Consider the following 24,134-nt stretch of genomic DNA (forward strand, 5'->3'; position numbering starts at 1 on the left):
ACAAGGCTAGACTTTCCTGTGGCGCATAAGTCAGCCACTCTTCCATGGAAAGTCCGTTCCCTTTGGATTTAGAGATTTTTTGCCCCTGTTCGTCCAGGAAAAGCTCGTAAGTAAAGGTTTCAGGTCCTTTGCACCCCAGAACCTTTTGTATTTTCTTGCCCAGCTTGACTGAATCAATCAGGTCTTTGCCTGACATTTCATAGTCAACATCCAGCGCGTACTGACGCATCGCCCAATCCGGTTTCCACTGAAGTTTACAATGCCCGCCAGTCACGGGAACTTCGATCAGATCCCCACCTTCATCACGGAAAGAAATTGTCCCCGCATCGACATTGGTTTCCTCGACAGGCACCTGAAGGACTTTCCCTGTCTTAGGGCAAATAGGCATAAAAGGACTATAGGTTGCCTGACGCTCTTTCCCGAGTGTCGGCAGCATCACCCCCATGATCTTGTCGTAGTTAGCCAGAATTTCCAATAATGCCTTATCGAATTGACCAGACTGATAGACCTCGGTAGCAGAAAGGAAATCATACTGAAAACCGAAGCTGTCCAGGAACTGTCTGAGACGAGCATTATTATGGTGCCCCAGACTTTCGTGCTCACCAAACGGATCAGGCACCTTTGAAAGTGGCTGCCCGATATTTGCCGCCAGCATTTCTTTGTTGGGCAAATTATCCGGTACTTTGCGGAAACCATCAAGATCATCAGAGAAACAGAAAAGCTTGGTTGGGATATCGCTCAGCTGTTCAAACGCATTACGCACCATCGTCGTACGAGCAACCTCACCAAAAGTTCCAATATGAGGCAGCCCTGATGGACCATACCCTGTTTGAAAAAGAACATACCCCTTCTCCGGCGTCTTCCCACCGATACGAGCCAATACTTTGCGCGCTTCTTCAAACGGCCATGCTTTTGCCTGCATAGCAAGTTCCTGGTGGTTAGACATCGTTTCAATCCCTCAAGGGTGTAATGTTAATTTAATGAAAGTCGTTCTGACTCTATTCAATAACAGGCCAGAGATGGGGAAATTAGGCGCAGGAAAGCCTCGCGTCAACTATAGTCGTTTAACTTAATTTTTGTTCTAGGCGTGAAGAGAGAAGTGTCGATAGCCTACACGAACAATGAAACAATGACGGACAAGAGTTAAGTTAAACGACTATAAGAGCCGTAACAGAGACTGATATTTCATAAATCACAACAAATGTTCGCCGCTTGTTCTTTTTCAATAGCCATTAGCGACGCCCGCTTTTATAAGAAGACAAAGAAAGCCGTCCAAACTTATATAATTGGTAAAAAATATTTAGATAGAGCATAGACCTTACGAGGAACAACATCAGAAATATGACACTCAAAGCATGACACCGGAACCCCCAACAGCAAATCAAACGATTACCAGCCAAGCCGACGCAATTATGATGCCCAAGGCGCCTTTGCTGTTATCCGGATTACGTTTTTCAGTCTGGATTAGTCCAGACGGCGAGATCGAAAGATTGCCAAATATTGAGGCTGCTCGCCGTGTCACCCTTGACCCCCCGATGGTATGCCATGCAAAATCTACGGCCCAAAGGTTGGGCATAGATCCCTTCCCATCGTATGATGTCCTTGAGCTGATCGCTTTTGTGCGCCCGGCTGCCGCCTGTACACCAACGCCCCGGGGCCTCGCGGCCTTTATTGGCGCCCCAGAGCCCACATCAATTGAAGCCGCAGCCCTAATTCTGCATCAAACATCAGAACTTCTTTTGCGTGAGCAAGCATCCAAAGGCAGACAATACGATCCCTATGCTGCCGACATTGCAAGAACAATGATGATGGCCGGTTGGTTATGGGGACCCGCAATACTATCGGCTATGCAGGAAGAAAACCTGCACTCCCCGGCCCTAAAGCCCGGGCGCGGGATGCGTGTTTGGGAACGCCTTGAAGAATGGAGTGATCACGCCCCCGAAGATCCACCAAGGCATCAGTCTGTTAAGCCAGAAGAAGCAAGACGCCGCCTCTCTGAACTACTCGGTGAAGATGCAGAAGTTCGTCCACAACAGGTGGATTATTCCGCCGCAGTTTCCAGCGCGTTTGCCCCCAGAGACGTTTCCGGCGAACCCAATATTGTCTTGGCAGAAGCCGGAACTGGTGTTGGCAAAACCTTGGGGTACATTGCGCCAGCTAGTCTTTGGTCCGAAAAAAATGGCGCCCCGATCTGGATATCCACCTTTACCCGAAACCTACAAACTCAAATCGACAGTGAGCTCAATAGACTTTTTCCAGAACGGCGCGAGAAATCAAAACGTGTTGTCATACGTAAAGGTCGCGAAAATTATCTTTGTCTGCTGAATCTTGAAGAAGCGTCTCAAGCCCTAATGACGAAACCTCATGACGCCATTGCCATAGGTTTGATGGTAAGATGGGCATCACGCAGCAGAAATGGTGATATGGTTGGGGGCGACTTCCCTGGCTGGTTGGCTGACTTGGTTGGGAAGAACAGAACTCTGGGTCTAACAGACAGACGTGGCGAATGTATTTACTCTGGCTGCCCCCACTACAGTCGTTGTTATATTGAACGTAATATTCGCAAAGCCAAACGCGCAAATATCGTTGTCGCAAACCATGCACTGGTCATGATCCAAGCTGCCATGGGCGGCGGACGTGATGAAGGCTCTCTTCCCAGTCATTATGTTTTCGACGAAGGCCATCACCTGTTTGATGCTGCTGACAGTGCTTTTTCTGCACACCTAACAGCACAGGAAAGTCAGGAACTCCGCCGTTGGATTTCTGGGGTAGAAACAGGATCAACCCGTTCTGCAAGCCGAGCACGCGGCCTGAAAAAGCGGCTGGAAGATTTGATCGCAACAGACGACAGGACTCGCGATCTGGTCACCGAAACCGTACACGCGGCAAGACATCTTACCGGGGACGGTTGGGTAAATCGGATGGAAGATAACCTTCCAAACGGGCCAATGGAAACCTTCCTTTGCCGGTTAAGAGAACAGGTTTACGCTCGTACGGACCATGAAAACTCCCCCTATAGTCTCGAAGCGGAAACCAAACCCGCAATTCCGGGCCTCATAGAATCTGCAATTGAACTACGTTCTGCACTCGAAGAGCTTCTGGAACCAATTAAAAACCTGCGCCGCCGTCTGGAACAACGTCTGGATAATGAAGCTGATGAACTAGATAGCGACACACGGCGACGGATCGAAGCGGCTTGTAAAAGTCTGGAACAACGCGGCAGTAATCAGGTGCAGGCATGGATCGCCATGCTCATTGCGTTGGAAGAGGAAATTCCAGAAGATTTCACCGACTGGCTTTCTGTCGAACGTGCTGGAGGAAAAGACTTGGATGTTGGCTTGCACAGACACTGGATTGACCCCACAAAACCGCTGGCGAATACTTTGTTATCTCAGGCGCATGGTACTGTCATAACATCAGCAACCCTGACCGAAGGGAGTGGAAATGAAGAAGGCGACTGGATTGGCGCAGAACGACGTAGTGGCGCATCCTTCGTTCCCGGTATTCCGACAAGAGCCCGATTCAAGTCCCCCTATGATTATGTCAATCAAACCCGGGTCTTTATCGTCAATGACGTCCGTAAAGACGATATGGATCAGGTTTCAGCAGCTTATCGAGAATTGTTTCTGGCCTCACAAGGCGGAGCCTTAGGACTTTTTACTGCCATTTCCCGCCTCAGGACTGTTCACCAGAAAATGGGACCCGAACTCGATCGATCCGGTTTGACGCTCTATAGCCAGCATGTCGATAACCTCGACACCTCAACACTCATCGATATATTTAGAGCAGAAAGAAATTCATCTTTATTAGGCACCGATGCCGTTCGTGACGGCGTAGATGTACCCGGCGATTCCCTACGACTGATCGTATTTGATCGCGTTCCCTGGCCAAGGCCAACAATTCAACACCGTGCCCGCAAAGAGCATTTTGGTGGCAACCGCTATAATGACAGCCAAACAAGACTAAAGCTGAAACAAGCCTATGGTCGCCTCATCAGACGTGAAAATGATCGCGGTATATTCGTCCTTCTTGATCCGATGATGCCGACGAGACTCCAAAATGCCTTTCCCGAAGGTGTTTCAATACAAAAAACAGGATTGGCAGACGCCGTTTCCCAAGTTCGTGAGTTCTTTGCAACACCATCTAAATAACTAGAAAACATGATGCCTTGGTCTTTAAAAATAAAAACAAGGCCCTTCATTTTATCTCGTCATGAAAATTTCTGCTTTTTTTGCTTGCAAAAGCAAAAGAGTAAGAATAAACCTCACTCCGGATCGGGGAGTAGCGCAGCCTGGTAGCGCATCTGGTTTGGGACCAGAGGGTCGGAGGTTCGAATCCTCTCTCCCCGACCAATTATTCCAAAAAGAAGGAATAATTGACCACAAAGACCGCCTTCGAGCGGTCTTTTGTCTTTTTCAGGCAAACAATTCCTCACGATATGCAAATGTTTGCTTTAAAAATTCTATAATAATAAAAATTCATGAGAATTTGAATGCAATATAACGAAACAAAATTCGTTAATTGAACAGCAGAATAACGCTATCCATCAATTCATTCGAACATTGCGACAAGCCGAATGCTCTGCGCCCAATACTCTGTGACAGGCATACTTTCGCAAAACGGATCTTTCATACACCCGAAACAAATTGTGGTTTGGACAGGATCTAAACCACCCTGCCCAAACCACATAAATTAAGCCATTTCTGTTCGGCTTGATACCTTTGCCCTTAACAGGATACCCAAAACAACGAGAGTCCCCAGCGTAATGGCGATCCAGCTGTTTGAGATAAGGACCAAACCAGCAAGAGTAAGCAAAACCTTCTCGACTAAAATAAGTTCACGTCCCCAAAACCCGATATAAGCAGCAGACAGAGCGAGAATAGCAAGAACCCCACTAAACAAAGCCAAGACAAACTCAACCAGAGAAAAGTCGACAAACAGCAAACTAGGCGCATAGATAAACATAAAAGGTACCAATGCCTTACCCATAGAGAGCCTGAAAGCGGTCGTGCCCGTACGCATTGGGTCTGCCCGTGACAGCCCTGCTGCTGCATATGCTGCTAAAGCAACAGGGGGGGTAACATCTGCCAGCACTCCGAAGTAAAAAACAAAGAAGTGTGTCGCGATCAACGGCACACCAAACTCTGACAATGCAGGCGCAGCTATTGATGCCAAGATAATGTAAGTCGGCGTCGTTGGGATACCCGCCCCCATCAGGATACAAGCAATTGCCACGAAAAAGAGACCGAAGAACAACGCAATGGATTTTTCTGAAAGAAGGCCAGTAAAGTCGAACGCCGTGACAATTCCCGCGAGATCATACGCCAGCTGTACAACAGCCGCCGAGAACTTGAACCCTAAGCCCGTTAATGTCGTAATCCCCAGCAGAAAGCCTACACAGGCACAAGCAGCACCGATAGCAAGCGCAAACTTAGCGCCATCCTCGAAACCGATCATGAGCTTTCTTGGCGTCAATACTGTGTTTAAATCCATATCCCGATTACCCATTCTATGAGCTACCAGCGGGATATAAGAAAATCCTATCGTGAATAGAATCCCCCAAAAAGCGGCCAAAAACGGCGTATATTGCATCAATAAAAGTGTAACCATGACAGCTAAGGGAATCAATAAGTGCCAAGACCGTTTCAGAACGTTAGCCAGCTGTGGAATTTTATCAGCAGACATCCCCGCAAGTCCCAACCGCTTTGATTCCAAATGCACCATCAACAAAATGGCTAAATAATGAAAAGCTGCCGGAATAATCGCAATAAGGATGATTTCATTATAGGGCACACCTAACATCTCGGTCATCACAAAAGCCGAAGCCCCCATAATCGGTGGTGTGACTTGCCCACCACAGGATGCAGATGCTTCAACGGCACCTGCAAAGCGCCCTGAAAAACCCATCTTTTTCATCAACGGAATTGTAAAAGCCCCTGTGGTAACCGTGTTGGCAATCGGAGACCCGGAAATCATTCCGAAGAAGCCAGAAGACACAACCGAAACCTTTGCACTCCCCCCGGATTGACGGCCAGCTATGATTGTCGCCAAATCAATAAAGAGCTGCCCAAGACCGCTCATTTGAGCAAGAATACCAAATAGAACAAAATGGAAGACATAGGTTGCAACAACGCCAACTGCGACGCCATAGATACCTTCCGTTCCAACAAAGAGGTGATTAATAATACGATCGATCCCGTAACCGCGATGGGCCAAAATCCCCGGCATATAAGGACCAAACATAGCGTAAAGAATACAAAAGGCCCCAATGTAGGCCAGCGTCGCCCCCATGGTACGACGCGTTGCCTCTAATGTTACGATAATTGCGATCAGGCCCATCATATATTCTTGTGGACGCGGTTCGCCAACATTCACGATAAAGATGTCTTTGAAGAAGACTGCAAGATAAGCAGAGAAGCCTGCGCCTAACGCAGCAAAAAGCCAATCACGTAAAGCGATTTTCCCCGGCTCACAACCACGCCCTTTTATTGGCAGGGTCATGATAGCCAGCCCCACCATTCCTGCGATAAAAACATAACTTGAGACAGTCGCGGGCAATTGCCCCAAAAGGTCAAAGATCAAAAAGAGATAGAAGGCCGCAAACAAGAAAGAACTACGCCACATCGCTGGTGTCGGCGCTGCCCGTTTGCGCGGGAAAACCAAAAATACCAGCCCCATCACAAAAGCCAGATGCACCGTACGGTGCATAACTTCGTTCAGAAGTCCAAAACCTGCCGTATACAAATGGAATAAAGACAGAGCAACCGAGGCAATTGTGACCAGTATAGCAACTGGCCCCAATAAATCGCGGAAGTTAGATTCGGAGTCATACTCCTTGATCATCGCCTCGATTTGTTCGGGCGAGAGGTCTGGATCTGACTGTCCAGATTGACCTGTTTGCTTTGTCATATGTTACTTTCCTTCATTCTCGCACATCTCAATACCCAGAACCTTGGCTTTAAGATCCGCCAAAATAATCACTAATTCACCAAGATGCAGGCTATTGAGGTATTCACGCTGAACACGCACCTGAATACGGGTAAATTGCCGATCCATTTCAAGGATAAATTTACCGTCCTGTTGCCGCCATTTGATTGTTCCAACATCACCAGCAAAAGAAGGCAATCCGGCACTATGAGTTTCAAATACTTCAGCAATTTGATGTATCCCACTTGATCGCACCTCGTATATATCCATCACTGGCGTAAGCGTCGCGGAATGAATAAAGGAAAGTGAAAATTTGTGGCTTTCATCAAGCGTATATCGCACTAGTTCACGGTTCGAATAGCCATCATATAAACAAAGGTTACGAACCGGATTGTCGGCCCCAGAAGGAGCCGACAGAAAAAATAGGCTTAGCCATACGGCAAAGCCTATTTTACGAAAGTATATCAGCTTACTTTGTAACACCGATTTCTTTATAGTATTTTGCTGCGCCAGGATGCACAGGAATTGAAACACTTTGCAGCGCTGTTTTCGCAGCAATTTCCTTGCCCTTAGGATGAACTTTCCCAAGAGTTTCCGTGTTTTCATAAAGAGCTTTTGTCACGGCGTAGATAATATCATCCGACACGCCAGCATGTGTTGCCCAGATCGCACGAACAGCCAAAGTTTCAACGTCTTTATCAATACCTTTGTAAGATCCTGCAGGCAGAATGGAATTTACATAATAAGGCTGTTTTTCCTGCAACTTGGCGATTGCTGGTCCGCTTAACGGGATCACTTTGATCTCATGACCATTGGCAAGTTCGGTAACAGAAGACGTCGGCGCACCAGCAGTAATCAATGATGCGTCTAGATTACCATCTTTAATTTTTTCAACCGATTGTGAAAAAGATGAGAAGTCTTCAGACAGATCATCCCGAGACATACCGTGGGCCTCAACTAAGTCACCCAATAGCTGCCACTGACCTGATCCAGGAGAACCAGACGAAATGGACTTTCCGGCAAGATCTTCGAATTTCTCGATGTTAGAATCCGCACGCGCAACCAGCTGAACTGTCTCAGGGTACAGCGCACCGATGGCACGAATGTTTTCAACTTTGTTGCCTTCAAACTGACCGACACCTCTATAAGCAGCGTCTAGAATATCAGCAGCAGCAAAGGCACTTTCAATTTCACCACGGCTCAAAAGCTTGGTGTTTGCAACAGACGCATTACCTGTTTCTGCTGTTGCCGACAATTTTGTATCTGGAAGCTCAGCGGTATTAGAAATTAACTGAGCAAGCATACCGCCCAGTGGATAGTAGGTACCACCCGTTCCGCCAGTAGCAATACCAAAGAAAGAGCGTGTTTGAGCGCTTACAGATTTTCCGACAAGACCGGCCAAAGGCAAAGCCGCGGCTGAAAGCATAAGAGTTCTGCGAGTAAGCATATTGTTCTCCATGTTGTTAACCAACCGGGAATTCTCTCGCCACCCGGCTCTACGAATAATTTGACTCATCTAATTTTAAATGTCAAAGCTGTTTTTCAATTGTAAAAATATGATTTTATAGCGATGACACCCGAATTGATAAAATTTATGGCAGGATCTACCCCGATTTTGCTTAACGTCCCCCATGCTGGAACTTCCCTTCCACCGTCAATCCTATCGCGATTACGCCCTGATGCATTGGATCTGAAAGACACCGATTGGCACATGCATGAATTTGCCCTCCCTTGTGCTGAGCTAGGATGCAGCGTCATGGTGGCGCAGTATTCCCGCTACGTAGTGGATTTGAATCGTTCCGCCGAAGATACGCCCCTTTATACAGGTCCCACGACTGGTCTTGTTTCGCAGATAGATTTTGACGGGCATCCACTTTATCAAACAGAACAAGAGCCCGATGAAGAAGAAATAAAAGCACGTATCAACACCTATTGGGGCCCCTATCATCAAGCACTAGAGGCAGAAATTCAGCGTATCAAATCCGAGTTTGGTATTTGCATTCTGATAGACCTGCATTCGATCCGATCAGAAGTACCCCGTCTATTTGATGGTGTGTTGCCCGATTTTAATCTTGGAACCAATAGCGGCAACAGTACTGATTCTCGATTTGAGAAGTGTGCCCAGCAATACCTTAGTTCTGGTAAATATAGTTTCGTAAAAAATGGTCGTTTCAAAGGCGGCTACATTACACGGCATTATGGCCGGCCAGATCAAAACATACACGCCCTTCAGCTTGAGATTGCACAATCAACATACATGATCGAGCAAAGTCCTTGGAACCTGGAAAACCAAAAAGCGATTACACTTGGCGATACGATAAAAGGATTGGTATCTGCGCTGTTATCCGAACTGGAATCTAGAAAATGACTTTTCTTGAAAACCTCATCATCACTTTAAGTTAACCATACCGACCCGGATCTGATTACGAACTCTTCTATTCTGCGGTACCCCCATAAAGCTATAAAGGACATCAATTAAATGGCGACCGGTTTATTCTTCAAACAAGCTCTGACAAATCAGGGTTGGGTATATGACATCTCTGTCAGCATCTCGGAAGACGGTTATATTCGGGCAATTGATCAGGATAATAACCCAAACTGCTACCCTGTGATTGAAAACCCGATTGTCCCCGGAATGCCAAACCTTCACAGCCATTCGTTTCAATATGCAATGGCCGGCTTATCAGAAGTACGAAGAAATCCCGTTGATAGCTTCTGGTCCTGGCGTGAAATGATGTATTATTTTGCGCACAATGTTTCCCCCAGCGAACTACAGGCAATCACCGCAAAGCTTTATATGGAACTTCTCAAAGGCGGGTATACAGAAGTTGTTGAATTCCATTACCTACACAATGACATGGACGGCAGTTATTATGCACAGACTGAAGAACTGTCGACAGCGATTATAACTGCCTCTGATCAAACGGGTCTTAGCCTTACACATCTTCCTGTATTTTACGCCCACGCAAATTTTGGCGGTGTCGCCCCACAAGATGCTCAACGTCGTTTTATCAACTCGCGAGACCAATATCTGAAGTTAATCGAAATACTTAAGTCAAACCAAAACCAGGCCAGTTATAATTTAGGCTTGGCTCCTCACTCATTAAGAGCCGTCACCGAAGACGAAATGGCTTGGCTTCTTGACTTACGAGACAATCTTTTACCAGATTGTCCGGTTCATATTCATGTGGCAGAGCAAACCAAAGAAGTAGATGACAGCGTTGCTTATAACGGGAAGCGTTCTGTCACAGCCCTTATGGACCAAGCACCTGTAGATTCCGCGTGGTGTCTAATCCATTCAACCCATCTGGATGATGAAGAAGTTTCTGCCATCGCCAGCTCTGGTGCAACTGTCGGCTTGTGCCCGTTAACAGAATCAAATCTTGGGGATGGAATTTTCCGGGCTATTGATTTTCTGAATGAGGGGGGTCATTTTGGCATCGGTTCAGACAGTAATATTTGCACACAGGCCACCCAAGAGCTACGTACTCTGGAATACAGTCAGCGTTTGTTACATCGACAACGAAACGTTCTGTGCTCGGAAAAAATGCCCAATGTTGGCAGTAATTTGTGGCAATTGGCTGCAACGGGCGGTGCGCGCGCCACTGGCCGTAAAATCGGACAAATATCCGTGGGGTCCCGGGCAGATTTTGTCGAACTCAAATTTGATCGGAACGGTATTATGGCAGCCGTTTCCCCTCAAGCCGTACTTGATTTCCATATATTTTCTGGACAAAAAGCTGATATTGGCGACGTTTATGTTGCCGGCAAGAAAGTTTTAACATCCGGAAAGCATCCGTTAGAAGAAACGATAAACACAGCCTATGTTTCAGCTATACAGAGACTGGCCCATAAATTATAAGTAGCTATGGATAAAAGTAAGAAATATCAGTCAAATTCACTCCTGCGGGGCCTTAGAATTCTTGAAGCATTTGGCGCCGGTCGAGCACAAATGACGCTTTCGCAAATCGCTGATGAAATTTCAGTAACGAGTTCAGCAGCCTTTCGTTTTGTACATACGTTAGAACAAGAAGGTTATTTAATAAAAAACGAGGCGGAGCGTACATTCCGCCTCGCGCCACGCGTTATGGAGCTGGGCTATAGCTATATCAAGTCTTTGGATTTAAACGACGTTGCAGCCAGTCACGCACGTCATCTACGCGATCTATCCGGTTTTTCAGTTCACGTCGCGGTACTAGAAAACACAGATGCCGTCTATGTTTTTCGCGCCATGTCTCCCAGTCCTATGGTCTCCAATATTCCCGTTGGTTCACGCCTACCAGCCTTTGCAACATCCATGGGGCGTATCATGCTTTCCTCGCTCAGTGACGAAGAGATTGATCGCCGCTTCAAGGGGTATGAATTTCAAAAATTCACAGATGCAACAATTGGCACGCTTAACGAGCTTAAAGTAGCCTTAAAAGAAGATCAAAAACGAGGGTATACGGCACAAGCTTCACAGTTAGCAGAAGGAACAAATGCGATAGCTGCCCCGATCCATGATCGATCAGGGTACGCTATCGGAGCCGTTAATATATCTGGGCACCACAACCAGCTAGGCTTGAATGAACACTTAATAAACATGGTACTCGACTGTGCGAAGCGCATCTCTGAAATGCAGTAATAATCATCGCGAAGGACATTCGCGCTCAAATCTGTGCTTTACTCAATATTTTAAAAGAAGAAAAACTGACCAAAAAACCGCCTTTAAGCGGTTTTTTATCTTAATTCGCAGAATATTTTCATCATAAGGTCGGCCCGCCTCCCTATGAGATCATGCCAGCATTACCTCACAGACTCATTGTAACATTACAATCTGGGCTATCTCATTCTTTTGCTATACGCCGTACTCTATTCTCACTAGGCTTTTGATCAGTTCATTACTGCTATCTCGGAGCCTGTTATGTCGTTTGATCTACTGCTGTTGTTTATACCTGCAGCCTTCGCAATCAATATTCTGCCGGGCCCAAATAACATGCTCGCCATGACAAACGGCCTGCGCTATGGACTTTTTGACGCCATGAAAGGCGGATTAGGCCGCCTAGTGGCTTTTGTTATCCTTATTGTTCTGACTGCCACGGGCCTCGGGGCAATTCTGGCTGCTTCAACAACAGCCTTTTACGCCTTGAAAATTGGCGGTGCCATATATCTCGTTTATCTGGGCATTCGCTTGTGGCGCTCAAAAACTAAAGATGTCGAAGACTTTGGAGAACCCCAGAGATCAAAAACTTCTACCTATGCCATTATTCGACAGGAATTTCTTGTCGCAATCAGTAATCCCAAGGCAATTTTAGTTTTCACTGCCTTTTTTCCTCAATTCATTGACCCTGTTCTTCCAATGTTGCCGCAAGTTACGACAATGGGAATAATCTTTGTTTTCCTCGAAATTATTGCGCTCTTTCTCTATGCCATTTCCGGTAAGCAACTTGCATTCCTAACCCGAACACAAAAAGGGCAAAGAATAATGAACCGGACCAGTGGATCGTTTCTCATTGCAGTTGGTGGCCTGCTCGCTACATCCAGCCGTTAGATTTTACCGAAATACCACCCAGAAAATGCCGGACTATCCCGGTATTTTCTTATTTGGGACAATTTATTTTCACATTAGGGGAATAAAACCAGCGCTGAAGTGTCTTTTATTTACACGGATATTTTTCAAACTTTGAATTAAGGAAATAAAGACATGAAGACAACGCTGAAAATGATCATCGTTACAACTGCCCTTATGACCGCCGCTCCCTTTACAGCATCCGCAGAAAATTTGGATGGAATCGTTACCACAAGCGAGACATCACTCGGTACAATTCTCGTCAACAACTCAGGGATGACACTTTACTCCTTCGATAAGGATTCAGGTGGAAAATCAGTTTGCAATGGTGGTTGCGCAAAAGCTTGGCCACCTCTTTTGGCTTCATCTTCTGCTACGGAAAAAGGAAATTACACAAAAATCACACGTGATGATGGGGCGCAACAATGGGCATATAAAGGGATGCCACTTTATGGCTGGGTCCAAGACAAAAAGCCCGGCGATGTCACCGGAGATAAGTTCAAAGGCGTCTGGCACGTTGTAAAACCTTAATACCGCAGCTCTGAATACGACAGACCAAAGGTCTAAGCCATTATGGACGAGTTTCTTGATCAGTTGACCAAGTCTATCCCTTTTCTCAGGCGATATGCTTACGCATTGGTCAAAGACTCGTCCAAGGCGGATGATCTGGTTCAGGACTGTCTGGAAAGAAGCTTGGCGAAACGTGACCAGTGGAAAGGCGACGGCAGCTTAAAATCGTGGTTATACAGAATTTTAAGTAACATCCACCTTAACCACTATCGACAGAACCAAACCAACCCTCTTCATTTTCCTGCTGAATTGACGGAAAGAACACCATTGGTCCCAGACACAGATACAACATCACATCAACTGAGCCATTTGTATTTAAGAGATCTGGATAAAGGGATTACCCAACTACCCGATGAACAAAAACAGGTCCTTTTGTTGATTGCGCTAGAGGGTTTAAGCTATTCGGAAGTCTCAGCCATTACACAAGTACCACTTGGCACCGTCATGTCTCGGCTTTCCCGAGCAAGAGAAACTTTGCGGAAATCTACCGCGATATCATCCTCTAAAAAAGTACCGCCTATCAGGAGAATAAAATGAGCAGGAATAGATTTGAAGGCTCAGAGCTTCTCCACGCCTATGTTGACGGAGAATTAAAACCAGAGGAAAGGCTGCGTGTCGAACAATGGCTTGAAACTCACCCAGATGACGCCCGACGGGTCACTGAGTGGCAAAAGCAAAACCAAGGTATCAACAATCTTTTTGCCCCAAAAGCTGATGAACCAATACCGGAATACTTCTCACCTCCTTCTAAGCCTCAACATATACTTTCCGATAATCGCACGTCAGCATCGATCCTTTCCCGAATAGCAGCCTCGTTCTTGATTCTAGCCATTGGCATAGCAGGTGGCTGGTTTGGGCGGGATTATCTGAAAAATATAACAATAGATAGAACGGCCACCATAGCCACAAAGCAAAATTTTCCCCAACCTGCTATGGAAGCCCATTGGATCTACACACCCGAGGTCCGGCATCCGGTAGAAGTTGAAAAGAACGAGCAAGATCATCTTGCTAAATGGCTTTCTTATCGGCTCGAGACCCCCCTCACGATCCCTGACCTCTCGGCACAAGGGTTTGATTTGATGGGCGGCCGTCTTTTACCTTCGCAAACAGGACCTGCCGCGCAGTTTATGTATGAAAGTAAAGCCGGCAGCCGTATTACCCTCTATCTCACCAAATCATTCAACGACGAAAAGGGCGAGACGGGATTTCAATTCAAACAAGCCGAATCAACACGGGCATTCTACTGGTACAATGGCGCTCTCGGCTACGCCGTCATCGGGGATATTAAGCGAAATGAACTGCTAGAAATTGTTAATGATGTCTATCAGCAACTCTAAGCGAAAAAATAACACCTATTTTCAAGAGTTCTCTAGGGACTTATTCACCAAGACTGTTATAGTAATGGAAAAGCTATTGAAATTTACCGCGCTTCTTCTCAAGTAAGAGGCTCAATATTTCAAATATTACGCACAATGTTTATACACGTTCATAAGGAAGTGTCTCAATGACCGATTATCGTTCTGCCTTGGTCTATGTAATGGTTCTTACATCTGCAGCTGACAGCGACATGACTGATTCAGAGCTAACAACGATTGGTGAAATCGTAAAATTTCTACCTGTGTTCAAAGGTTATAATCCAGAAGATCTTCCCATGGATTCTCGTAAGTGCGCTGACCTTCTCGAAGGCGAAGACGGTATCGACCGAGTCCTTGACAAGGTTCTTGCGGCGCTACCCGAGCATCTAAGAGAAACAGCCTATGCACTTGCGCTCGAAATTGTGGCCGCTGATGGTGTTGCCAGTCAGGAAGAGCTACGCCTTTTGGAAATCCTGCGCCATACTCTTGATATTGAACGTCTTGCCGCTGCTGCGATTGAACGCGGCGCGCGCGCGCGTTATATGCATGCCTAAGTTCTAGGTTTTACGAACTGACAAAAAGAGAGGCTAAGAGCCTCTCTTTTTTTATACCTGACAGAAGACTAACACGCCCATGTTAGAGATAGATCACCTTTTCATTTTTGTCGCTACCCCCAAAAAAGGGGAAACACCAAACGAAGCGTTACTTCTCCAAGACGCTGGGTTTAGGGAAAGCTATCGGCGGGATCATCCAGGTCAAGGCACCACAAACATCTGTTACTGTTTTGATAATGCCTACCTTGAATTACTTTGGGTGAACGATACCGCACACATCAAAAGTCCTTTAATCAAGGATACAAAGTTGTCTGAACGTTCACAGTGGCGAGAAACAGGTACGTCACCGTTTGGTATCGCTCTTCGCCCAGAAATACCGTTTGAAACATGGGATTATCGACCACCTTATTTGCCTTCGGGCATGTCTATTCCCGTCGCAAAAACAAGCCTTGATCCCCGCCAACCATTTATATTCACGTCCCCCGGTGGCCAGCGCCCAGATCGTTGGAATGACCCAAAGCCCCTGCAAAAGGAAGCCCCTATTGGTTGTCATACAATTTCATCCATCTCTGTTAATGTTCCTGAAAATTGCCCATCAAACCCCGATCTAACAACACTAAAAGAGCAAGGACTGGTTGAACTGAATCTGGGTAGAAGTACGCACAAAATGACCCTGTCCTTAGCCGATGAAAACGGCCGGGCAACCCATTATATCAACTTGCCGAGTTGTCGCGTAACGAAAGCCCTTTAACGGACAATCATCTATCCTGTGATTTATGCTATTGATACCCTTCGAAATCCTTATATAAGACCTATATAGAGCTATCGTTTTTGGCAGGCACAGCATGATATTAGACACAAGACAACAAGATCGTCCCATCGCCCTCTGGCTTTTGCTGTGCTGTGGAATGATTCTGGCTATGGCCGTCATTGGTGCCATAACCCGGTTAACGGAATCGGGTTTGTCAATCATGGTGTGGGAACCCTTCAAGGGTGTTCTTCCCCCGATGAACCAAGGCGAATGGGAACGCATGTTTGATATCTACAAACAAATTCCCGAATACCAGCAAGAAAATCTGGGCATGAGTCTGGAAGAGTTTAAGAGTATTTTCTGGTGGGAATTCATTCATCGTCTTTGGGGTCGTGCCATAGGCGTCGTTTTTCTGTTGCCCTTTGTATGGTTTTTAATCAAAGGACAAATCAGGAAACCGCTTATCCCTCATATGATTCTGATGTTTATTCTTGGTGGACTACAGGGTGGTATGGGATGGTATATGGTTGCCAGTGGCTTCGCAGACAGAACTGATGTCAGCCAGTACCGATTAACTGCACACCTGTTACTAGCCTTTGCCATTTATGCCTACATTTTCTGGATTGCCATCGGGTTATTATTTCCACAACCAAGCAGAAATTCGGCTTTTTCAAGTGCCAAGCTGCACATTCCGCTTTGCCTTATTCCGATGCTCGTTACCATAACAATTGCTTCAGGTGGTCTTGTCGCGGGCCTCAATGCAGGCATGATTTATAACACCTTCCCCTTGATGGATGGTGAAATTATTCCCGACGCCTATCATGCGCTTGAACCATGGTATCTAAATACGTTCGAGAATGTCGCGGCCGTACAGTTTAACCACCGGACTTTGGCGATCACCACTTTTACCCTTACTTTGGTTATATGGGTGTGGTCCCTTGTCTTGCAGCGTTCTACTGACCTCGCGCTCGCGCTCAACCTCTTGCTTTTGAGTGCTGTCATTCAGATTATATTGGGCATTAGCACTCTTTTACTGGTTGTGCCCATCTCGTTAGCTGCCATGCATCAAGCCGGTGGCCTGTTGTATCTTACCGCCAGTCTCTATGCCCTCTATGTTGTTCGCCGGGATAAAAACCCTGCTCTCTTTTAAGGTTTATTAGATATGTCAGATCATAAATTCCAAGTTCACGATATGGACATCCCTGATGAGCCGCTAGCCATCTCTGTTCTGACGGGCTTTCTGGGCAGTGGGAAAACCACCCTGTTGAAAGAGCTATTACAACATCCGGACATGGATGAAACTGCTGTTATTGTTAACGAGTTTGGTGAGATCGGGCTGGATCATCTTCTGGTCGAAAGCTCTTCAGAAGATATCGTCCTGATGAATAGTGGTTGCCTGTGTTGCACAGTCCGTGGTGACTTGGTTGAAACAATCAGAAAGCTCTACAAACAACGCTTGATGAAAGAAGTTCCCACTTTCAACCGCATCGTTATCGAGACAACAGGCCTCGCCGATCCTGCGCCGATCCTGCAAACCTTAATGTCCGATCCTTTTCTAAGTGACCGTTTTAGACTGGATGGTGTAATCGCCACTGTCGATGCCATTAATGGTACAGAAACACTGAACAATCATCAGGAATCAATCAAGCAGGCTGCTGTGGCCGACCGCCTGCTTCTGACCAAAACTGATCTGTCCAAAGATGGTGATTTTAGGGATATTCTCGCCCGCCTCAAAGAATTAAACCCCACAGCGAGTATCTTCAAAATTGCGAAGGGTCAGATTGATCCGGCACAGCTTTTTAATGCTGGTCTGTATAATCCCGAAACCAAAACACTGGATGTGCAAAACTGGCTTAAAGCAGAAGCTTTTGAAGATAGTCACAAACATAACCATGATCATGATCACGGGCATCACCACCATCATGATCATGGACACCACCACGGACATAGCCATGACCCCAACAGACATGATGACAAAGTGCATGCTTTTTGTCTGACACATGACAAACCGCTCGACTGGGATCAACTTAATTCATGGGTTGATATGCTCATCACACTGTATGGCAGCAATCTACTTCGGATCAAAGGTTTGCTGAATATCGAAGGTGATGAGAAACCAATTGTCATTCATGGTGTTCAACACATTTTTCATCCCCCCGTAATGCTGGAAGGTTGGCCAGACAAAGACCGCCGATCAAAAATTGTTTTTATCGTCAAAGATCTAAAACAGGAAATGTTTGAAGATACCTTCAAAGCGTTCATGGAACAGAATGACGATGTGATATAGCGGGTAAAGCTAGCCTCAACCAGTTATCGCTTTAAAACCACCTGTTCTTTCATGAGTACACCATAGAAGAAACTCTTCTGCTGGCATCGGCTTCGCAAAGAAATACCCCTGCGCCTCTTCACAACCTCGATCTTTGAGGAATAGCATGTGGGATTTTTCTTCGACCCCTTCGGCTAGGACTTTCGTTCCCATAGCATGCGCCATAGAGATAATCGCAGCCGTAATCGCAGCATCATCCTGATTCTGATCCAGTTTTAAGACAAACGATTTATCAATTTTTAGCTTATCAACCGGGAATCGCTTCAAATAAGAAAGCGAAGAATACCCCGTACCAAAGTCATCAATAGCCAAATGAACCCCAAGTTCAGCGAGACTATTCAGAATACGATCAGCTTCTCTAAAGTCAGCCATAATCGCCGTCTCGGTAATTTCAAGCTCCAGACATCCTGGACTTACCTGCGTGAATTCAAGAACTTCAGCCACTTTGTGAACAAAGTCGACTTGCCTGAATGAAACGGCAGACAAATTAACCGCGACACGAATACCCGGCAAAATATTTTGCCATTCTTTTGCTTGTGTACAAGCCGTCGTCATAACCCAGTCAGTGATAGGATCGATTAATCCTGTTTTCTCAGCAATAGGAATAAAACGATCCGGGCTTACCATTCCATCACTGCTATGCCAACGGATTAAGGCTTCGGCCCCGACCAAACGTCCGGTTTGCAGCTCTATCTGAGGTTGGTAATAAAGCTCGAATTCATTTTTATCTAATGCTGCCCGAAGTAAATGTTCTAACCGACTACTTTCTTCGAGATTCTTTTTTAAACCGCTATCAAAGAATGTATAGGTCGACCTCCCTTTATGCTTCGCTTGATAAAGCGCCATTTCGGCATGGCCTAAAAGCTCAGTTGCCGTCCCTCCATGTTCAGGACCAATTGCGATACCAACACTGCATCCTGAATAAACTTCATTACCACTCAGGAAAAACGCCTTGCCCATCCGCATTAGAAGTCGTTGAGCACAATATTCTGCATCCACTTTTTCTTCGATCGGCAGCATCAAGGCAAATTCATCGCCGCCCAAACGAGCCAAATGTGCCCCAGGGATTAATTCTTCTTTGAGCAAATCGGCAATTTTTCGTAATAACTGATCACCTGTTTCGTGCCCAAAGATATCATTCAAATCTTTGAAATGATCCAGATCCATCACCAGAACAGCACAGTATTTATTATCCTCACAGGCCTCGCGCCCTTTAAAAAGGGATGGGTATTGATCAACAGCATGTACAAACTGTATGCGGTTACCAAGACCTGTTAACGCGTCGTGGTAAGTCATATGTTCCACTGTTTTCTGGGCTTTAATACGCGCTTTGATTTCCTGTGAGAGTTCCTGTGTTCTTTCCGCGACTTTCTTCTTCAATACCCCTTGGATACGAAGCAGCTCTTCTTGGCGCAATAACAGGTCATTGATATCCTTGGCCTCGATTAAATACGCACTTCGACCACCGTGGCGAAACTTTGAAACAAACATTTCAACACGTAACGCTCCCCCTTTTAAACCCACAAGTTTGAGGGGAAATGCCTGTGTTTCAGCGGATAGAAGTTTAAAATCTTTGTTAAAAACAGATTTATAATCCGGGTGAACAAACGTTGAAAAGGCTTTACCAAGAACGTCCTCTTCATCACTACCTTCAAGCAACTTTAGCCCAGCAGGATTCATATAGCTGATGCCATTATCATCACAGATACACAGGAAAGAAAGCGCAGCATCCTTGAGAATACGCTGTGATATCTCGCTTTCAACAAGAGCTGCAGCATTTTTCTTGGCAAGAGAGAAGTCCTTGCCATAAAGGATAATGGTGTTCTGTTCCGCTTCTACAACAGAATCTGCATAAAACATGATTTCATGCTTGTTGTTGTTAAAGCCAACTATTTTTAACGGGAAATCTGTTTTCCCACTTTCCAATAGTCCCTGCCAAATATCATTGAAGACATCGTGATATTCGACATCAACAAGATCAATAACGGGAAGAGGATTATCATTCCCGGAATTATCATAACCAAGCATATCGCATCCCGCATTATTGCAGAAGACAACGCGCTGATCCCGCACCAATAGGGCCAAATCAGGTAGAGCATTAAGGATTTGCTTGATATCTGTATTCAAACTTTATTTATGACTATCATAGAGATAGCCATCCATTCCATTATACTTACAACCGCCATTTGGACTGGCTAATAACTTAAAGAAACGCCGCCCAGCTTATCCTCTAAGCTAGCAAAATGACTCTTACTGGAATGTAAAGATCTGGAAAATTTCACGATTTTTTGACGATAAATCTTACATTTTTTTATTCGGTATGATTTTTCGACCCGCGCCCCTTGAAATATTTGATCAAAAAGTTGATCGCAACGATTGGTAAAACCAACCCTGCCCCCAAAAGAATATAGCGCCCGCCCCAATCAATAAATTCAGCAGCAGAATCGACTACCTTCTGAAAATTATCAACAATCCAGTTCACAAGCCCCAATGCATCCGTGTTGAAAGCAGCAAGCACAACACCAACCACAAAACAAAGAAGTACGATCTGAATAATACGGCCAACCATGCGATTTCCCACGTAACCGAACACCTTTTAAGGTCTTCGGTTTATAATCAAGTTCAATTAAAATTCTCTTAGACCAGTTATTTTCTAGAATCCGACAGCGCCTAGAGCAAGGACAATCAGCACTCAACTATATTGAGCGGGCAGATACAGACAAAGTGCTCGTCTGGAATCAACAAGAGCGTTGCCTTATGAGAAAGAACAACGCTCTTGGATCTGTACGCCAAAATTGGTAAAAATCGATTATTTATGATTTCCCAATAATTTCCATACCGTTGGCAGGAGTAATGAAGCCAACGCAAGTTTTACTGCGTCACCCATTAGGAATGGCAACATGCCCCATTCCAACAAAGGCTTGTCCCAACCAACAACAGAACCAAGCCAAAGCAAACCAAAGCTATAGATCACTGCATTACCAAGGATCATCGCAACAGCGGTTGAGATATAATTGCGATCCCAGCCTTTTTCAGCTAACCAGCCAAGCAAGACAGCAGCAAAGAAGAAGCCAAGCAAATAGCCCCCTGTTGTGCCCATCATGTATACAAGACCAAGCCCTTTTTCAGGCGTACCGGAAAACACTGGAAGCCCCATAGCACCTTCGAAAAGATAAAGCATGATCGTTAACCCGCCCAGGCGCCAGCCATAGGCCATACCAATCATAAAGACCACTGTGGTCTGCATTGTCATTGGAACGGGATAAAAAGGAATCTGAATTTTAGCCGACGCCCAAAGAGCAAGGGACCCAACGAGGACCATCAACATCTTTGTTAAAAGGTTTGAATGAGAACCAACAAGTTGCTGTCCCAATGTAGGGTGAGCGGTTTGTACCGAGAGCATCAATATGCCTCCTGCAAAATAAGCAAACAATTGTTATCGATTGATATCACCTTGTTAAGAATCGATAATTTCAACTTTACTCTAACAAGCTAGCGTCCAAGAAGAAAGTTGCAATTCTGCAGGTACTGATTGGGGGTATTGCAACAAATACCGGGCAACAATTACTGGGGATTGAGCTATATTCAGCCTCCCCATACCAACGAGATACTCATTGCCAATCAATCAGGATATTTGCAGGATTATGTTTTGCTCAAAACCTTGATCTTTAAGGAAGTGTCATATCTGGATAATCGGTAATAATACCGTCCACACCCATCTTGATTAACCGCTTGAAATCATCAGGGTCGTTCACAGTCCAGGGGATGACTTTCAAGCCTTCTTGATGAGCTTCTTTCACGAGTTCAGGCGTAACTTCTCGATAAAAAGGTGACCAGACACGTCCCCCCGCAGACTTGACCATCTTGGGGATGCTCCCCGCATGATCGTCAACATCGAAACCCGCTGTCCAGCCACTTGTTCCTGTTTGTCCAATCGCGATGTTATCCAACCACTTTTGCTGCGCGGTCAGATAAACCGTGGGTATATCTGGGGCCTGTTTTTGTACGAGCTGAAGTGTCCGCCAATCAAAGGATTGGATCGTTACACGATCTGACATGCCGTGTTTATCAATAACAGTAAGAAGTGCCGCGACAAAAACATCCGGAGTTACAGTCGCATCAGGCAATTGAGGATTTATTTTAGTTTCAATGTTGAATTGAACAATCTTGTTACCTGAGCGCATCACCAGATCAAAAAGATCCGACAATCTCGGAATAGCCTGAAATTGTTCGGAATTTTGCCGAGAGAATCTTTCTGCGTACTTTGACCCGGGTTTAAGGGCGCCCACATTAAATCTGGCGACGTCCTGATAATTCATCCCGTTCAAAATAAGCGACTTATCCTGAACCCAATTACCCTTGGGATCTTTTGCAATATTGGGATTTAAATAAGGATCGTGATGAACAACAACAACACCATCCCTAGTCACCCCTGTATCTAGCTCAAGCGTCGTAACACCAAGCTCCAGCGCCTTGGAAAAGCCAGCCAACGTATTTTCCGGGGCAAGCCCCCGAGCACCGCGATGCCCCTGCAAATCAAAATCGTCTGACACACCCAGATCAGCAAACCGTTGCGAAATACTTTCCGCCCCTACTGTCTGTACAACCCCCATAACAGCGAGTATTACGCCTGCTTTGATTGTTCCTTGGCTCAAAAACATTAGCTACCCTCTACAGGTTGCCCGATTGTCTTGCTGTCATCAAAGTTGAGAACCAGCACCTGACGGGTCAAAGGCGCCACCTTCATCGACCCCATGTTTCGTGGGTCAATCCAGATCGCCTGTTCAATTTCCACCTGTGGGCCGACTGACGCATCACTTTTAATATAGAAAACATCAGCTTCGACAGATGTATGATTTTCATTCTCTGCCGGGGCTGTAAATTTTCCTAAGAAACGACAATCAGATCGATCAAACGTAAAACCAAGGTCTTCACCCAGCTCCCGCTCCAAAGCAGCCAAGGGCTCTTCCCCTTGCTCAATCTTCCCGCCGGCTTGCATGAAAAAGGACATGCCTCTTTTTCGAACCAGCAGCATTTTTCCATGACTATTACCAATCACAGCCGCCGCAATTTTGATCACTTCTGGCGTTTCAGTGTTTTTTTCTTGGGAACTCATCAAAGAACCTTCTTTTATAAAATAATCAAGCAACCGAACTTGGATAGCGGACAATTGGAGCGGGTGAAGGGAATCGAACCCTCGTATGCAGCTTGGGAAGCTGCCGTTCTACCATTGAACTACACCCGCGATAGCTAGACGCTAGATTGGCACATATCTGATCACTAGTCCTATCCTTTGCCTGATAATATAACAAGGTATATGTACCTTCATCCTTTTAATTTTGCTGAAATAATTCACTGTTTATTTTGTGAGATTATTTTGTGGCAAAATTTCCACCTTTTACTCTTGACCCCACAAAAACCTTTCCTAAATGTTGTTTAGCGGGGGCTGAAATCAGACCCGCAACATTGGCTTGAATGGCCATTTGTTATGATCACATTGCTTTTAGGAGGATGTCGTTATGACCCGTTACGATCTATCACCGCTTTTCCGTTCGACTGTCGGCTTTGACCGCTTGGCACGGATGCTGGATGAAATTCCTGATTACAAAGATAATAGCCCTGCCTATCCGCCTTACAACATAGAAAGCGTCGGCGAAGACCACTACAGAATCACCATGGCTGTCGCAGGTTACACGCAAGAAATGCTCGACATCAGCTTTCATGAAAACATGCTTCATGTTTCAGGGGAAATTCCGCCAACCAAAGAAGAACGTCGATATCTTCACCATGGCTTGAGCAGTCGAAAGTTCGAGCAGAAATTCCAACTTGATGATTATGTAAAGGTCGAGGATGCCCATCTCAAAGATGGGTTGCTTACCATTGATCTCGTCCGCGAAATTCCAGAAGAAAAGAAACCGCGTACGATTGAAATTACACAGGGGCAGCCTGCAAATTTGCTTGGCAAAGCAAAAAAAATAATTGAAGGAACAAAAAATAAAGCTGCGTAATTCCCTTACGTTCTATCACATGTTCATACTTACAAGCGTCGGGTCCTTTTCCCGACGCTTGTTTTCAAACAATTAATACAGACCAGCTTTTCCAT

The 24,134-nt window shown here is 45.6% G+C and carries 22 protein-coding genes and 2 tRNA genes; 14 read left to right on the plus strand and 10 right to left on the minus strand.

Annotated features, from left to right (window positions below; genetic code table 11):
• Positions 1 to 946, minus strand: a 946-nt coding sequence (locus Q0241_RS11675) for a lysine--tRNA ligase (RefSeq protein ID WP_299377539.1), incomplete at its 3' end; no start/stop codon positions are given.
• A gap of 409 nt (positions 947 to 1,355) precedes the next feature.
• On the opposite strand from Q0241_RS11675, the gene Q0241_RS11680 reads away from it, so the two are divergent.
• Both Q0241_RS11680 and Q0241_RS11685 read left to right on the plus strand, forming a co-directional pair.
• Entirely contained in the window at positions 1,356 to 4,151 is a 2,796-nt protein-coding gene (locus tag Q0241_RS11680) for an ATP-dependent DNA helicase (protein ID WP_299377541.1), read from the plus strand.
• A gap of 124 nt (positions 4,152 to 4,275) precedes the next feature.
• Positions 4,276 to 4,352: transfer RNA gene (locus tag Q0241_RS11685), tRNA-Pro, on the plus strand.
• Between the two features lie 340 nt (positions 4,353 to 4,692).
• Here the strand turns inward: Q0241_RS11685 and Q0241_RS11690 are convergent.
• From Q0241_RS11690 to Q0241_RS11700, 3 genes are read right to left on the minus strand one after another with little or no spacing between them, the layout of a single operon-like run.
• Positions 4,693 to 6,909 carry a TRAP transporter permease gene (locus tag Q0241_RS11690; RefSeq protein ID WP_299377543.1) on the minus strand — a complete coding sequence of 739 codons (2,217 nt, stop codon included), beginning with the start codon at positions 6,907 to 6,909 and terminating at the stop codon, positions 4,693 to 4,695.
• Positions 6,910 to 6,912: 3 nt separating this feature from the next.
• Positions 6,913 to 7,410, minus strand: coding sequence for a DUF1850 domain-containing protein (locus Q0241_RS11695; protein ID WP_299377545.1), 498 nt, complete (start codon positions 7,408 to 7,410; stop codon positions 6,913 to 6,915).
• Complete coding sequence (locus Q0241_RS11700) at positions 7,397 to 8,374, minus strand: TAXI family TRAP transporter solute-binding subunit (RefSeq protein ID WP_299377547.1); 978 nt, start codon at positions 8,372 to 8,374, stop codon at positions 7,397 to 7,399. The genes Q0241_RS11695 and Q0241_RS11700 overlap by 14 nt, the downstream gene beginning before the upstream one ends.
• A 147-nt stretch (positions 8,375 to 8,521) precedes the next feature.
• On the opposite strand from Q0241_RS11700, the gene hutG reads away from it, so the two are divergent.
• From hutG to Q0241_RS11755, 11 genes are all read left to right on the plus strand, one after another.
• Positions 8,522 to 9,295 carry an N-formylglutamate deformylase gene (gene hutG / locus Q0241_RS11705; protein WP_299377549.1) on the plus strand — a complete coding sequence of 258 codons (774 nt, stop codon included), beginning with the start codon at positions 8,522 to 8,524 and terminating at the stop codon, positions 9,293 to 9,295.
• 111 nt (positions 9,296 to 9,406) lie between these two features.
• Positions 9,407 to 10,789, plus strand: a complete 1,383-nt coding sequence (locus Q0241_RS11710; RefSeq protein ID WP_299377551.1) for a formimidoylglutamate deiminase — start codon at positions 9,407 to 9,409, stop codon at positions 10,787 to 10,789.
• 6 nt (positions 10,790 to 10,795) lie between these two features.
• Positions 10,796 to 11,551 carry an IclR family transcriptional regulator gene (locus Q0241_RS11715; protein ID WP_299377553.1) on the plus strand — a complete coding sequence of 252 codons (756 nt, stop codon included), beginning with the start codon at positions 10,796 to 10,798 and terminating at the stop codon, positions 11,549 to 11,551.
• A 279-nt stretch (positions 11,552 to 11,830) separates the two neighbouring features.
• Positions 11,831 to 12,457, plus strand: coding sequence for a LysE family translocator (locus Q0241_RS11720; protein ID WP_299377555.1), 627 nt, complete (start codon positions 11,831 to 11,833; stop codon positions 12,455 to 12,457).
• 153 nt (positions 12,458 to 12,610) lie between these two features.
• Positions 12,611 to 13,006, plus strand: coding sequence for a hypothetical protein (locus tag Q0241_RS11725; RefSeq protein WP_299377557.1), 396 nt, complete (start codon positions 12,611 to 12,613; stop codon positions 13,004 to 13,006).
• A 42-nt stretch (positions 13,007 to 13,048) separates the two neighbouring features.
• Positions 13,049 to 13,582 (plus strand): RNA polymerase sigma factor, encoded by a 534-nt coding sequence (locus tag Q0241_RS11730; protein WP_299377559.1) that lies wholly within the window; start codon positions 13,049 to 13,051, stop codon positions 13,580 to 13,582.
• The gene (locus Q0241_RS11735; RefSeq protein ID WP_299377561.1) at positions 13,579 to 14,382 is read left to right on the plus strand and encodes an anti-sigma factor; all 804 of its coding nucleotides are present in this window, start codon (positions 13,579 to 13,581) and stop codon (positions 14,380 to 14,382) included. The genes Q0241_RS11730 and Q0241_RS11735 overlap by 4 nt, the downstream gene beginning before the upstream one ends.
• Before the next feature lie 167 nt (positions 14,383 to 14,549).
• Entirely contained in the window at positions 14,550 to 14,954 is a 405-nt protein-coding gene (locus Q0241_RS11740; protein WP_299377563.1) for a tellurite resistance TerB family protein, read from the plus strand.
• A 79-nt stretch (positions 14,955 to 15,033) separates the two neighbouring features.
• Positions 15,034 to 15,705: a VOC family protein gene (locus Q0241_RS11745; RefSeq protein ID WP_299377565.1), complete on the plus strand. Its 672-nt coding sequence runs from the start codon at positions 15,034 to 15,036 to the stop codon at positions 15,703 to 15,705.
• 94 nt (positions 15,706 to 15,799) lie between these two features.
• Positions 15,800 to 16,855, plus strand: coding sequence for a COX15/CtaA family protein (locus Q0241_RS11750; protein WP_299377567.1), 1,056 nt, complete (start codon positions 15,800 to 15,802; stop codon positions 16,853 to 16,855).
• A 12-nt stretch (positions 16,856 to 16,867) separates the two neighbouring features.
• Positions 16,868 to 17,992 carry a GTP-binding protein gene (locus Q0241_RS11755; RefSeq protein ID WP_299377569.1) on the plus strand — a complete coding sequence of 375 codons (1,125 nt, stop codon included), beginning with the start codon at positions 16,868 to 16,870 and terminating at the stop codon, positions 17,990 to 17,992.
• Positions 17,993 to 18,007: 15 nt separating this feature from the next.
• On the opposite strand, the gene Q0241_RS11760 is transcribed toward Q0241_RS11755, so the two are convergent.
• From Q0241_RS11760 to Q0241_RS11785, 6 genes are all read right to left on the minus strand, one after another.
• Entirely contained in the window at positions 18,008 to 20,158 is a 2,151-nt protein-coding gene (locus Q0241_RS11760; RefSeq protein ID WP_299377571.1) for an EAL domain-containing protein, read from the minus strand.
• Positions 20,159 to 20,342: 184 nt separating this feature from the next.
• A complete protein-coding gene (locus tag Q0241_RS11765) occupies positions 20,343 to 20,600 on the minus strand; it encodes a hypothetical protein (protein WP_299377573.1) in 258 nt (85 codons plus the stop codon).
• Between the two features lie 240 nt (positions 20,601 to 20,840).
• Positions 20,841 to 21,434 carry a biotin transporter BioY gene (locus tag Q0241_RS11770; RefSeq protein ID WP_299377575.1) on the minus strand — a complete coding sequence of 198 codons (594 nt, stop codon included), beginning with the start codon at positions 21,432 to 21,434 and terminating at the stop codon, positions 20,841 to 20,843.
• 265 nt (positions 21,435 to 21,699) lie between these two features.
• The gene (locus Q0241_RS11775) at positions 21,700 to 22,692 is read right to left on the minus strand and encodes a glycerophosphodiester phosphodiesterase (RefSeq protein WP_299377577.1); all 993 of its coding nucleotides are present in this window, start codon (positions 22,690 to 22,692) and stop codon (positions 21,700 to 21,702) included.
• Positions 22,692 to 23,147, minus strand: coding sequence for an NUDIX domain-containing protein (locus tag Q0241_RS11780; protein WP_299377579.1), 456 nt, complete (start codon positions 23,145 to 23,147; stop codon positions 22,692 to 22,694). The genes Q0241_RS11775 and Q0241_RS11780 overlap by 1 nt, the downstream gene beginning before the upstream one ends.
• Before the next feature lie 55 nt (positions 23,148 to 23,202).
• Positions 23,203 to 23,276 (minus strand) — tRNA-Gly (locus Q0241_RS11785).
• 274 nt (positions 23,277 to 23,550) lie between these two features.
• Here Q0241_RS11785 and Q0241_RS11790 point away from each other — a divergent pair.
• Entirely contained in the window at positions 23,551 to 24,039 is a 489-nt protein-coding gene (locus tag Q0241_RS11790; protein WP_299377581.1) for an Hsp20 family protein, read from the plus strand.
• Positions 24,040 to 24,134 lie beyond the last annotated feature (95 nt).

Origin of the sequence: uncultured Kiloniella sp., assembly GCF_937128705.1 — a bacterium.
GTDB lineage: Bacteria > Pseudomonadota > Alphaproteobacteria > Kiloniellales > Kiloniellaceae > Kiloniella.